Genomic DNA, 12,449 nt, shown 5'->3' with positions numbered 1-12,449 from the left:
CAGCGCTGCCTACCGTAGAGCGCTGTTGGATGTCGCTGCTGCTACGGACGTTGCTCTTCTTGTGATTTGTGCCTGCGCCGTGACAACCTCGAGCTCTGGTAACGGTCTACTGTGGAGGTATCACCATCCCAAATTGGTGCGCTTATCGTTTCGCGGTTGCATGCCTCTGAACCTTAATGGTGCATTGCAGTTGTGCTTGATGCCTAAGCATATGTTTTAAAAGGATTTAATGCCTGGCACGCGGCTTGCCATGGTTCAGAGACTCGGACAAGGAGCTCAGAATGTCCCGCCTTTTCTATGATGAGATGCATGACGCGAGCGGAAATACCCGCACGCATTACCAGGCGTTCGAGCGATGGCTCAAGGAGATGCCCGAGGAGCAACTGGCGCAGCGCAGACGCGAGGCCGATCTGTTGTTCCATCGAGCGGGTATCACCTTCACGCTTTACGGCGACGAGCAGGGCACTGAACGTCTGATTCCCTTCGATATCATCCCGCGCGCGATTCCCGCCAGCGAATGGCAGATCATCGAGCGTGGCTGCATCCAGCGTGTGCAAGCGCTGAATATGTTTCTTGCCGACATCTACCACGACCAGCGCATCATCAAGGAGGGCATCGTGCCCGCCGAGCAGGTGCTGGCCAACGATGGCTACCAGTTGGCGATGGGCGGCCTGAAGCTGCACCGCGACATCTACGCGCATATCTCCGGGGTGGACATCGTCCGCGACGGCGACGGCACCTACTACGTCCTCGAAGACAACCTGCGCACGCCCAGTGGCGTGAGCTACATGCTCGAGGACCGCAAGATGATGATGCGGCTGTTCCCCGAGCTGTTCTCCATGCAGCGGGTGGCGCCGATCGGTCACTACCCGAACCTGTTGCTCGAAGCGCTCAAGAGCTCCAGCCCGCTGGATAATCCGAGTGTCGTGGTGCTGACGCCGGGGCGTTTCAACAGTGCCTATTTCGAGCACGCCTTCCTCGCCCGTGAGATGGGTGTTGAGTTGGTGGAGGGCGCCGACCTGTTCGTGCGTGACGAGCGTGTCTTCATGCGCACCACCTCCGGGCCACAGCGTGTCGATGTGATCTACCGGCGTATCGACGATGCCTTCCTCGATCCGCTGGCCTTCAATCCGGATTCCATGCTGGGCGTGCCCGGTTTGCTCTCGGCCTATCGCAGCGGCCAGGTCGTGCTGGCCAACGCCATCGGTACCGGTGTGGCGGATGACAAGTCGATCTACCCCTATGTCGCGGACATGATCCGCTTCTACCTCTCCGAGGAACCCATCCTGCAGAACGTGCCGACCTACCAGTGCCGTAAGCCGGCAGAACTGTCCCATGTGCTGGCGCATCTGCCGGAGTTGGTGGTCAAGGAAGCGCAGGGCTCCGGTGGCTACGGCATGTTGGTGGGACCGGCGGCGACCAAGGAGGAGATCGAAAACTTCAGGGCGCGCCTGCAGGCTCGTCCTGAGGCCTACATCGCCCAACCGACGCTGAGTCTCTCCACCTGCCCGACCTTCGTCGAAAACGGCATAGCGCCGCGGCACATCGACCTGCGCCCCTTCGTGCTCTCCGGCAAGGACACCCGTGTCGTGCCAGGTGGTTTGACCCGTGTCGCGCTACGCGAGGGCTCGCTGGTGGTCAACTCGTCGCAGGGCGGCGGGACCAAGGACACCTGGGTGGTGGAGGACTGACAAATGCTATCGAGAACCGCCTCCGACCTTTATTGGATGTCACGCTACCTGGAACGCGCGGAAAATCTCGCGCGCATGCTCGACGTCAGTTACTCGCTGTCACTGATGCCGCAGAACGGCCGAGGTGATGGCCTCGACGAGCTGGCGATGCCGCTGCTCAGTACCGGCACCATGGACGCTTATCTCGAGCGTCATGGCGCGCTGCACGCCGAGCGCATGCTGCATTTCTTCGCCCTCGACGAGGAGAACCCGGCGAGCATCTACAACTGCCTGGCACCGGCGCGCGCCAATGCCCATGCGGTGCGCGGACGCATTACCGCGGACATGTGGGAAAACCTCAACGCCACGTGGCTGGAGATGCGTGGTATTTCCGCCCAGGGCCTGCCGCGCTATGGCATCAGTCGCTTCTGCGAATGGGTCAAGGAGCGCTCGCATCTATTCCGCGGCGCGACCTTCGGCACCATCATGCGCAACGATGCCTATCGCTTCATTCGCCTGGGGACCTTCATCGAGCGCGCGGACAACACCCTGCGCCTGCTCGATGCGCGCTATGAGCTGCTGGGTGATGACGAGGACCTCGACGACCGTTCGGCGCGCTCGTACTACCAATGGAGCGCATTGCTGCGCGCATTGTCGTCGTTCGAGGCGTTCGCGGAGATCTACCGTGGCTCGCCGCGCATTGCCAAGGTCGCTGAGCTGTTGCTCCTGCGCCCGGATGTTCCACGCTCGTTGCGCGCCTGCGTCGAAGAGCTCGACGGCATCCTGCGCATACTACCTGGGGATAATGGCCGCCTGGCACAGCGCCTTGCGGCGGAGCTGGCGGCGCGACTGCGCTATACGAGTATCGACGAGGTGCTTGATGCGGGGCTGCACGCCTGGCTCAACGAGATGATCGAGGAGGTCCGAGAGTTGGCGGGCGCCATTCAAACCGCGTATCTCGAGGCCGTATGAGACGTTCGGTGAGCCCCGAGGCCGCTTAGATCAGGTGCGCACGAGTCGCTAATCCTGCGGCTCGCAGCGCAGCCAATCAGGCGTCAGCGCATCCGCGGCCGGTCTTGAGGTTGCTGGTAGCACGCGATGACTTCGGTTGTGTTGCCTTCGCCGAGCGCCATGGCGGGCGAGAGTGCCCTGGGCTGATCGTACGGCGATATGCGCCAGGGGCGGCAAAGGTACGCTCATCTGCAGTCGATTGGCCCACAGAAAAGGCCGCCCGGGTGGGCGGCCTTTTCATTGCCTGCGGGGGTCAGGCATTGGGCTGGGCTGGTTTCTCCTGGCGCTCCCCGAGCACTTCGCTGTCCACTTTCACCGGCGGGAATTCCCCACCGACGAATTCGATGCTGCGCGTCGGGAAAGCGAAGGAAACGCCCATGTCCTGAAGCTGCTGCATCAGACTCAGGTTGATTTCCTGCTGGGTATCCATGTACGCCGTGTAGTCAGAGACCTGCATGATGTAGACGACTTCGAAGGTCAACTGGCTGTCATCGAAAGCGCAGAAGTGCGCGCGATCGAACTTGGCCTGGGGCATGGCTGAGATGATTTCCTTCACCACCTCCCCGGTGCGACGAACCTTGTCTACCGGCGTGTTGTAGGTGATGCCGAAGCGGAACACGATGCGCCGGGTAGCCATGCGCTTGTAGTTGTGCACGGTCTGGTGCAACAGGTCGGCGTTGGAGATGATCACCTGCTCGCCGCTCAGCGCGCGGATACGCGTGGTCTTCAGGCCGATGTGCTCGATGCTGCCGGCCACGTCGCCGAAGACGATGAAGTCGCCGATCTCGAAGGGCTTGTCGATGCCGATGGACAGCGAGGCGAAAATGTCACTGAGCATCGTCTGCACGGCCAGTGCGACGGCGATACCGCCGACACCCAGGCTGGCCACCAGGGCGGTGATGTCCACGCCGAGGTTGGCGAGAATCGACAACAGCATGATCGACCAGACGACGATCAGCGCCATGATCGAGAGAATGGTGGTGGTCACCGGGTTGTAAGTGCTGCCCTTGCCGAGGATGACCTCCTGCGTCCAGACGCGCACGAAGGCGTCGGCCCATAGCGCTACCTGCAGCGCGAGGATGACGAACCAGCTATGCGAGAGGGCGGATTCCCAGGTCAGTGGAAGGCTGATCAGCTTGAGGCCGAGCAGCAGCGAGAACGCCATCAGCAGGAAGCGGCTGGTATGTCCCAGGATCTCCGAGAACATGCGCAGCCAACGCGATTGGCGTTTCTCCGAGAGGGCTGCGAGGCGCTTGGCGAGGGCCGTGAGCAGACTGCGGATAACGATGTAGATGATAATCGTCGCGGCGGCGACGATGCCGACGTTCAGCCAGAGGGAGCGGTCAAGCCAGAATTCCCACTGATCCATAGGGTGGTACTCCTTGTAACGGTTGGGGTCGACGAGCTAAGCCCGTATCACCCTCTTTCTGTAAGTGTGTCGCTGGGATAGTTCCCTGTGCGTCAAGGTGAGCGCAGTACAGCGTCGAGCGAGTCCGCCGGTGGATGTCGAGGTGGGGCGACGTGCATCGCAAGGCATCGCGCCCAGCCGCGCCGATACGAACTCGCTACATAGGGTAACAGCGCAACGTGTGAATCTGGATTGCAGCGCGCGTCATTGGACTATCGCCCGCTTGCGGTCGATCCACGCAGCCCCTAGCATCGGGCTCCTTTCGTCGAGTGGAGGCTCCATGCTGGCCGAGCTATTCGCGGTACTCGCACCCGTGTTCATCTGCGCGGCACTGGGCTACGGATGGGTGCGTGGCGGGGGGCAGTTCCCCACCGACTTCGTTGCCCGGCTGGTGCTCAACGTCGGAACTCCCTGTCTGATTCTTTCCACCCTCGCCAAGGCGGATATCAGTGCTCAGGCGTTTGGCGAGATCGCCTTGGCTTGCGTGCTGGCCACTGCGATCACGGGCGCGCTGGGGTGGCTGATCAGTCGTATGGCTGGCATCGATTGGCGGGTTCTGGTGCCAGGCTTCCTGTTCCCCAACACCGGCAACATGGGCCTGCCAATGGCGCTCTATGCGTTTGGCGAGCACGGCCTGGCCTTTGCCGTGGCGTTTTTCGTGGTCCTCTCGATGGGACACTTCACGTTTGGCCAGGCGTTGTGTGGGGGGCGCCCCACGCTGCGAGACTGCCTGCGCAACCCGATTCTCATCAGTCTTCTGTGCGCCGCGCCGATCCTTGTCTGGGACGTCGACCTGCCACGCTGGCTGGGCAACTCCTTGTCACTCCTGGCGGGACTCGCTATTCCGCTGATGTTGCTCACGCTCGGGGTATCGCTGGCCTCGATCAAGGCCCACCACCTGGGACGCGGCATGTTGATGGGCGGCCTGCGCGTGGTCATCGGCTCGGCGGTCGGCTTCTGCGTGGCGATGCTGCTTGGGCTGGAGCCCTTGAGCCGCAACGTGCTGATCCTGCAGTGTTCGATGCCGGTAGCGGTCTTCAACTACCTGTTCGCCGTGCGGGCGGGGAGGGCGCCGGAGGAGGTTGCCAGCCTGGTGCTGTGCTCCACGCTCTTCTCCTTCGCCTATTTGCCACTGCTGTTGCTCTGGTTGCTCTAGTTCGGCAGCGCTTCGAGGTTGGGCAGAATCAGCAAGAGCGTGACGACCACCAGGATGATGGACAGCTGGCGAAACTTTCGGTGTCTGAACATGTTGTTGCCTTTCTTGTTATGGGTGCACTTCGAGTGATTGACGGCAACGGCGCCCAACCGTTGCGGCCATCCGACGACGCGTAGGGCGAGTCACGTGGCGGACAGGCTTCAAGTGTAGGCGGTCACTGGCCCTGATGTCGGGGGCTGTGGAAGAATGAAGGACCTTCGCAGGCCGTAAGGAACCGCCATGCCGCTGCAGATATGCATCCTCGAAACCGATGTGCTTCGCCCCGAGCTCGTCGAGCAATACACCGGCTACGGAGAGATGTTCCGCCAATTGTTCGCGGACCAGCCCATCCCGGTGCAGACGGAGCTGTACAACGTGGTGCGCGGTGATTATCCCTCGCCCGAGCGCCGCTACGACGCCTACCTGGTCACCGGCAGCAAGGCTGACTCCTTCGCCGAAGATCCCTGGATTCTCACCCTCAAGGCGTTCCTGCTGCAGCGCTATGAGGCGGGTGATGTCCTGCTGGGCGTGTGCTTCGGTCATCAATTGCTGGCCCTGCTGCTAGGTGGCAAGGCCGAGCGCGCCTCCCAAGGCTGGGGTCTGGGCGTACACGACTACAAGGTGCTGGAGCAGGATGCCTGGATGCAGCCACCGCTCGAGCAACTGCCCCTATTGATCAGCCATCAGGACCAGGTGACTCGCGCTCCCACTGGCGCGACCGTCATCGCTTCCAGCGATTTTTGTCCGATCGCCGCCTATCGAATCGGCGATCAGGTGCTGTGTTTCCAGGGGCATCCCGAGTTCGTTCCCGAATACTCGCGCGCGCTGCTCGACATACGCCGCGAAGCCTATGGCGAAACGCTCTACCAGCGCGGTATCCAAAGCCTGGTCGCGGCGCACCAGGGGCGCACCGTCGGCGAGTGGATGCTGCGCTTCGTGGCGCAGCGCAAGGCTTAGTGGGGGTTAAAGCGGATGCTGGCGATCCGCCTGGATCGCCGCATCCAGGCGCTCGAGAAACGCCCGACGCAGCTTCAACTTGGTTGCCGCGTGGGCCTTCATGTTGAGTTTCTTCATCTGCGCCGCCGCCGCCATGGCGCTGGGGAGCAACTCGTCGGCCGAGACCACGCGGTCTAGGAAACCCGCCTGAAGTGCCCTGGCAGGATCGAAGGGCTCCGCATTGATCACCGCGCGCTGGAAGGCGGCCGGCGTGAGACGGTCGCGCGCCAGTTCGATGCCGGCGTGGTGCATGGTCATGCCGATCTGCACTTCGTTCAGTGCGATGGTGAAGGGGCCTTCAACGCCGATTCGATAATCCGTAGCCAATAACAGGAAAGCCCCCTTGGCGACCGCGTGGCCGGGGCAGGCGGCGATGATGGGGAACGGATGGGCGAGCATGCGCCGCGCCAGGCTGGAGCCGGCGAAAACCAGGTCCACCGCCTGCTGAGGTCCTGCGGTCATTACCTTCAGATCGTAGCCACCGGAGAGAATGCCAGGCTGGCCAGTCAGCACCACGATGGCTCGTTCCTCTTCGGCACGGTCCAGCGCCGTATTGAGAGACTCGATGACCTCGGGCGAAATGGCGTTCACCTTGCCGTTGGCGAGGGTCAGGATGGCCACGCCATCCTGTAGTTCGTAGCTCAGGGTGTCCGACATGATGGAATTCCGTGTGGGTTTGCCCGCACGTTACCCAGCCCCCGCGTGACGGTAAAGCACCGGAAACGACCGACGAGTCACGCTCGAGTGTCGCTAGGCGAGCGGATGCGCTCCGTTAAATGCATGAATAGGTTAAAAAAATGTTTGCCATCCCAACGCTCTTCGACTAAATTAGCGCGCCTCGACGGGGTGAGCCCGAAGAGCCTGGTGAGGTGTCCGAGCGGTTGAAGGAGCACGCCTGGAAAGTGTGTATACGGGAAACCGTATCGAGGGTTCGAATCCCTCCCTCACCGCCACTTTCCGAACAAAAAGCCTCGAAAACTGAAAAGTTTCGGGGCTTTTTGCTTTTCGGCTTCTGCACCCTGTCGAAGGACCGTCGAAAGGGTGGCGCAAAACCGCTCTTGAGGTGATCCGTGGCCAAATGCGCATGGCGCATTGTCATCGTCAGAGAGGCGTGACCGAGGATCTTCTGTAGCACCAGGATGTTGCCACCATGCATGACGAAGTGGCTTGCGAAAGTGTGGCGCAGCACATGGGTTGCCTGACCTTCAGGCAGTCGAATCGCGGTCTTGTCTACGATGCGGCGGAAGGTTTCCATACGGTGTGTGAATGGCCCGTGACGCTTCCAATGGGCGACCAGTTGCCGGCACAGATCGGGTGATATGGGCAGGACCCGTACGCGCTTCGACTTGGTATTGGCAAACACCACAGCATTACCTCGCAGGCGTTCCGGCGTGATCGCCTCAGCTTCCCCCAACGTGCCCCCGTGGCGAGACACAGACGCGCCACCATCGGCGGATGCGGCGACGATTCGCGTTGGTCCAGGGCATCGAGCAATTCGGCGATCTGGTCGTCGGTTCAAGGCGGTCACGGCCATGACGCCGATGCAATATCAGAAGCAGCTTCGCCTTCTCGAAGCAAGACGGTTGATTCTGAGCGAGAACGCGAAGATCGAGGCGGCCGCCCACGCAACCGGATATGAGAGCGCTTCGCAGTTCAGTCGGGAATATTCCCGGATGTTTGGCATCCCGCCCAAACGCGATGCCGCGCATAACCGTGACATTGCCGGATGGGCGTGACTGTCGAGCCTTGGCAGTCACCCTTGGCCTTAAGAAATTATCCGGCCGAGCATGCCCATAGAAACGTCCACTAGGTCTGGGGTGTCGGCGCTCACGAGAACCTCTGCGAAAGCCTGAAAGCACTATGCGGGTACTCAATAGATTTAGAGGGCCGAGCGCCCGTCCGGACGCACTGCGGTGCTCGAGGATGCATGGAGGCATTCGATGCAGCGCCTCACTCCGGGATATTCAGCCATTGAGGGATATCCCTCGGGTCATGGAGGACTCGCCATGGGGTAGAACCCCTCGGCGCTGGAACGTCCTGAGGCTGACTGCGTCTGATGGTTATCGGATCAGCACGAGCAGGAGAGCCGAAAATGGTAGAGCGGAACCACGAGAGTGACGCGAGTCTTAGTTGGAACGAGCTATTCACCTCCACTTTCATGAAGACCTATACGCGTTTCGATAGCCTCGAAGCCTTCCTCGAGAGCGGGGGATTCGATGGGAGTTCCGAGGAAGCGATCGCGGCGATTCCGGAGCGTGAACTCGATGACTATGTACAGTCGGAAAGTGTGTTTCGCACCTGGAAGGAAATGCAGCACGTGGCTGTAACGGAGCGTGAGTCGCAGGCTTCGGGAGGTTGAGCGGAGCCCGGTGATGCCGGGCTCTTTCCATAGGCTGCTGGCTCACCCGCACAGGTGGGCCAGCATGCTTCCCTTGGGAGTGTTTGTGTGCCCCGCGTAATCACGTCGTCGGACTTGAGCCAAGGCGAAAAGATCGCCATTCGAGACGAACATCTGTTCGGCACACCTCGCGAGCGACTGGAATTCTATCGCCGTGAAATCCATTACGAGACCAGCATCCTATCCGACCGTACGAACGCCTACCTCGCGGCCCAGTCGTTCCTGGTGATTGCCTATGTGTCGGCCATGGGTAATGCCAATCCCGCCTGGGGTGAAATGTTCACCCTGGTGGTGCCGGCCTTTCTCGCTCTGCTGGGGTTTGTCAGTTCGGTGAATGCCTGGCCCGGTATCCGCGCCGCCTATCGGATCATTCAGCACTGGCATTACAAGCAGGCGCAACTGTTGAATGGGGACTTCGAGATCGGGCATGCCTACGACGATTCGCCGCTATTCTGCGATCGCGAGTCGGATCCTGCGAACTATCGTAAGTCACTGCTTTTCGGTATTCGCACGCCCCTGCTTTTTGGTTCTTTTTGGCTGGTGCTGGGGCTGTTTTCCTTATGGCTGCATTTGGTCTGACAACTCGGTCTCTGCCGGCGTGCCTATCAGGGTGAGCAGGCGCTGCTCCTGCAACACGTATAGCCCGTCGAACTCCGCGCCAGCGCGCCATCGCTCGCTCAGGTCGCGGCGTAGACGCAAGCGCGCCTTGCCGTCGGGGCTCCATTCCAGCAGTTCCGCATCGGCGAAGTAAAAGCGCTTGCCCACCTGGGGGTAGAGGGCTTTGAAGAGGCTTTCCTTGAGAGAAAAGGCGAGGGTGATGTCGAGCGCGGGGGCCTCGTCGTCAATTCGCGCCATTTCCTCTTCGACGAGTATGCCGCGGGCGAGGCGCCTGGCGCGCGAATCGCTCATTAAGGTTTCCGCATCGAGGCCCACCCCGGACCAATGATCGGAACGGGCTACCAGGGCCGCGGCCCAGCCGTCGCTGTGGGTAATGGCGCCGACGAAACCTTCGGGCCAGCAAGGTGCTCGGTCGGTGCCGCTCTCCGGGCAGCAGTTCGGGCCGTTCAGGGCGAGCAGGGCTGTGCGTGCGCAAAGGCGCCCGGCCAAGTATTCGCACCGGCGCTTGGCGGCTGCATCGGAGAGCTTGGCAGGCTCGGGGACCGAGTGACGAATGAAGGCCTCAGGGTCGAGTTGCTCGGGAAAGAAGCGAGCGCTCGCGAGCCGAATGTGATCCAGCGTCTGTGGCCATGGCCAGGTCTCTTCGAGGGCGGCTACGCAATCGGGCATGGAAGCTTCGCAAGTGTGGGAAGACGCATTGTCAGGCACGGGCGCGGGTGGCTCAAGTCGGCGCTCATGACCGTGGGGAGCGCACGGATTTTCAGCGGCATTCGGCGTTTGGAGCCGCGGGTCTATGTGCGACGTTAAAACAGGTCCCGCAGCGCACGCCTGTCCGCGCCCCTGGATTAGTCTGACTTCAGACCTGGACAGGCTTGAGTGGGCGCTACCTGGGCTCTCTCGGCACGGGAACCTAGGCGCGTGGTTAATTTGCCGTGGGTGGCGCTGCGTTACGTGGCCACAGAAGCCACAAGCGGCCCGCCTGCTTCATGTGCCCAGCCAGTTCACCGGCCTTATCCCCGGTGCCCCAGAATAGGTCCGCGCGCACCTCGCCGCGTATCGCGCCCCCTGTGTCCTGCGCCGCCACAGGCCGGCTGATGGCGCTGCCGTCATCCGGGCGGGTGGTGGATAACCAGAGCAGGCTGCCCAATGGAATTACCTGGCGGTCGATGGCCACGCTGTAGCCAGCGGTCAAGGGTACGTTGAGCGAGCCTCGCGGGCCTTCAGCGGTATCGGCACTGCGGGCGAAGAAGATGTAGCGCGGATTACTGTCGAGCAGTTCATCGACGCGCTGGGGGTGTTGTTCCGCCCAGTGGCGGATGGCCGGCATGCTCACCTGATCCTTGGTCAATTCACCCTGCTCGACCAGCCAGCGCCCGATGGCTCGGTAGGGGTGTCCATTCTGTTGGGCATAGCCCAGTCGTATCCGCGACCCGTCGGCCAGGCGCACGCGTCCTGAGCCCTGAATTTGCAGAAACTGCAGGTCCATCGAATGGCGCAACCAGGCCAGAACGGGCGCCGGTACGCCCTCGCGGCGAATCTGTGCAGCATCTGCATAGGGCACCACGCGCTGGCCCGCCAGGCGTCCACGCAACTGTTGGCCCTTGAGTTCGGGATAGAGGGTATCCAGCGCAACCACCAGCAGGTCGTCGGGCACGCCATAGACCGGTATCGGGTGGTCCTTGTCGCGCTGCAGGCTGCCATCGTAGACCGGCTCGTAGTAGCCGGTAATCAAGCCTTCTGCATTCCCGGCGCCGGCCTGTAGACGAAATGGACGCAGTTGCTCATGGATAAACTGCTGTACCTGCCGTGGGTCTTTGGCATCGACGGTTTTCGCCGCGTCGCAGGGGGCGGCCCAGGTCGCGTCGGCCGCCAGCTTGATACAGCCTTCGCGCCAGGTGCTGAAACCTGCCGTCCAGTCACGCTCGCTGCCTTCGGGCAACGCATCCCACTGGACTTCGACATAGGTCTTGGCGGGAGCCGGTGCGGGCTCCTCTGTAGGCTGTTGCGACTGAGGGGGCGGCGGCGCGGAGGAATCGCCGCAGGCTGCCAGCAGTAGCGCCAGTGTGAGGCCGAAAAGCGTGTGCGAGGTGTTTCGGATGGGCACGATGATGACCGGGTCGAGAGCGGCCCGTTAGCTTGGCGGTGGAGGCTGGCGGCGTCAAATCGTGACGCCGTGAGCGCTGCGCCCCACCCGCAGGCGCTGTTGCAGCGATTGGTCCCAGGGCGGTGGGTCGCCGAAGCGGCTCTTGAGAAAGTCCAGCAGCAGGCGCACCCGGGGATTGGCCTCCCGTTGCAGGCGTAGCGCGTGAATATTGCTCGGTTCGGGAGGCGGCAGGCCCTGCTCGCAGAAGAGGGGTAGCAATTCACCGCGTAGCAGGTGCTCGGCGATCATCCAGGTCGGCAGGTGAGCGATACCCAGCCCCGCCAGCGCGCCGTAGAGCAGGGTCTCTGCATTGTTGGTGGTCATGCGCAGGCGGCGAGGGCGGAACTGCTGTAATCGACCGTCCTGCTCGAAGCGCCAGGCGTAAGGGGGCGCCAGGGCGTCCCAATCCAGGCCGTCGTGGTCTGGCAGTTGCTGAGGAGACTCGGGAAACCCGCGTCGCTCCAGATAGTCGGGGCTCGCGCAGACGACACGGATCAGGGGCGCCAAGGGGGTTGCGACCAGCCGACTGTCCGTCGGTGGGCCTATGCGTAGCACCAGATCCACTTCGCCGAGGTGCTCGCCCTGCAGATCGATGAAGCTGTCGATCAGGCGCAGTTGCACGTCCAGGCTCGGATAAGCGACGAGGAAGTCGGCGATCACCGGCGCCAGGCGTCGACGAGCGAAAGGCGCGGGCGCGTCGATACGGATCAACCCCTCCGGCGCTTCGTTGAGGGAGGCCGCCTCGCTACGGGCCAGGCCGAGTTCATGCACTATCCGCTTTGCGCGTTCGGCAAAAGCAAGTCCGGCTGGCGTAGGGCGCACCAGGTGGGTGTTGCGTATCAGCAGTGCGCACCCGAGGCTCTTCTCCAGGCTGTCCAGTCGACGTGCTATGGCTGAAGGGCTCAACGGATGGTGTCGAGAAACGGCGGAAAAGCTACCTTGCTCGATGACATCGAGGAACAAGCGCAGCTGATCACTGAGGTTGTCCGGGTTCATGGCCTGTCCACTTA

11 protein-coding genes, 1 tRNA gene and 2 pseudogenes are annotated in these 12,449 nt (G+C 62.1%); 8 read left to right on the top strand and 6 right to left on the bottom strand.

Annotated features, from left to right (window positions below):
• Positions 1 to 281: 281 nt before the first annotated feature.
• Together ACYRGX_RS14860 and ACYRGX_RS14855 are read left to right on the top strand one after the other, a co-directional pair.
• Positions 282 to 1,691 (top strand): circularly permuted type 2 ATP-grasp protein, encoded by a 1,410-nt coding sequence (locus tag ACYRGX_RS14860; protein WP_473053235.1) that lies wholly within the window; start codon positions 282 to 284, stop codon positions 1,689 to 1,691.
• Positions 1,692 to 1,694: 3 nt separating this feature from the next.
• On the top strand, positions 1,695 to 2,642 hold the full coding sequence (locus ACYRGX_RS14855) for an alpha-E domain-containing protein (RefSeq protein ID WP_473053234.1): 948 nt from the start codon (positions 1,695 to 1,697) through the stop codon (positions 2,640 to 2,642).
• A gap of 292 nt (positions 2,643 to 2,934) precedes the next feature.
• Here ACYRGX_RS14855 and ACYRGX_RS14850 read toward each other — a convergent pair whose 3' ends face one another.
• Positions 2,935 to 4,050 (bottom strand): mechanosensitive ion channel family protein, encoded by a 1,116-nt coding sequence (locus ACYRGX_RS14850; RefSeq protein ID WP_473053233.1) that lies wholly within the window; start codon positions 4,048 to 4,050, stop codon positions 2,935 to 2,937.
• 319 nt (positions 4,051 to 4,369) lie between these two features.
• Here ACYRGX_RS14850 and ACYRGX_RS14845 point away from each other — a divergent pair, with 319 nt between their 5' ends.
• Together ACYRGX_RS14845 and ACYRGX_RS14840 are read left to right on the top strand one after the other, a co-directional pair.
• On the top strand, positions 4,370 to 5,245 hold the full coding sequence (locus tag ACYRGX_RS14845; protein ID WP_473053232.1) for an AEC family transporter: 876 nt from the start codon (positions 4,370 to 4,372) through the stop codon (positions 5,243 to 5,245).
• 279 nt (positions 5,246 to 5,524) lie between these two features.
• Complete coding sequence (locus ACYRGX_RS14840) at positions 5,525 to 6,241, top strand: amidotransferase (protein ID WP_473053231.1); 717 nt, start codon at positions 5,525 to 5,527, stop codon at positions 6,239 to 6,241.
• 6 nt (positions 6,242 to 6,247) lie between these two features.
• On the opposite strand, the gene ACYRGX_RS14835 is transcribed toward ACYRGX_RS14840, so the two are convergent.
• Positions 6,248 to 6,937 carry a crotonase/enoyl-CoA hydratase family protein gene (locus tag ACYRGX_RS14835; protein ID WP_473053230.1) on the bottom strand — a complete coding sequence of 230 codons (690 nt, stop codon included), beginning with the start codon at positions 6,935 to 6,937 and terminating at the stop codon, positions 6,248 to 6,250.
• 206 nt (positions 6,938 to 7,143) lie between these two features.
• Here ACYRGX_RS14835 and ACYRGX_RS14830 point away from each other — a divergent pair.
• Positions 7,144 to 7,233, top strand: a tRNA-Ser gene (locus ACYRGX_RS14830).
• A 107-nt stretch (positions 7,234 to 7,340) separates the two neighbouring features.
• Here the strand turns inward: ACYRGX_RS14830 and ACYRGX_RS14825 are convergent.
• Positions 7,341 to 7,795 (bottom strand): annotated as a pseudogene (locus ACYRGX_RS14825) (tyrosine-type recombinase/integrase); the annotation flags it as partial.
• Between ACYRGX_RS14825 and ACYRGX_RS14820 the strand changes: the two are divergent.
• From ACYRGX_RS14820 to ACYRGX_RS14810, 3 genes and pseudogenes are all read left to right on the top strand, one after another.
• Positions 7,792 to 8,016: pseudogene (locus tag ACYRGX_RS14820) on the top strand (helix-turn-helix transcriptional regulator); the annotation flags it as partial. The pseudogenes ACYRGX_RS14825 and ACYRGX_RS14820 sit on opposite strands and share 4 nt — an antisense overlap.
• Before the next feature lie 422 nt (positions 8,017 to 8,438).
• Positions 8,439 to 8,639: a hypothetical protein gene (locus ACYRGX_RS14815; protein ID WP_473053229.1), complete on the top strand. Its 201-nt coding sequence runs from the start codon at positions 8,439 to 8,441 to the stop codon at positions 8,637 to 8,639.
• An 87-nt stretch (positions 8,640 to 8,726) separates the two neighbouring features.
• On the top strand, positions 8,727 to 9,257 hold the full coding sequence (locus tag ACYRGX_RS14810) for a hypothetical protein (RefSeq protein ID WP_473053228.1): 531 nt from the start codon (positions 8,727 to 8,729) through the stop codon (positions 9,255 to 9,257).
• Here the strand turns inward: ACYRGX_RS14810 and ACYRGX_RS14805 are convergent.
• From ACYRGX_RS14805 to ACYRGX_RS14795, 3 genes are all read right to left on the bottom strand, one after another.
• Positions 9,237 to 9,965 (bottom strand): 4'-phosphopantetheinyl transferase family protein, encoded by a 729-nt coding sequence (locus tag ACYRGX_RS14805; protein ID WP_473056700.1) that lies wholly within the window; start codon positions 9,963 to 9,965, stop codon positions 9,237 to 9,239. The two genes, ACYRGX_RS14810 and ACYRGX_RS14805, sit on opposite strands and share 21 nt — an antisense overlap.
• Before the next feature lie 253 nt (positions 9,966 to 10,218).
• A complete protein-coding gene (gene mltA / locus ACYRGX_RS14800; RefSeq protein ID WP_473056699.1) occupies positions 10,219 to 11,406 on the bottom strand; it encodes a murein transglycosylase A in 1,188 nt (395 codons plus the stop codon).
• A 48-nt stretch (positions 11,407 to 11,454) separates the two neighbouring features.
• Entirely contained in the window at positions 11,455 to 12,435 is a 981-nt protein-coding gene (locus ACYRGX_RS14795; RefSeq protein ID WP_473053227.1) for a LysR family transcriptional regulator, read from the bottom strand.
• Positions 12,436 to 12,449 lie beyond the last annotated feature (14 nt).

The sequence above is a fragment of the Pseudomonas sp. R4-15 genome (genome assembly GCF_055768815.1).
This window is presented reverse-complemented; position numbering and strand designations above follow the sequence as displayed.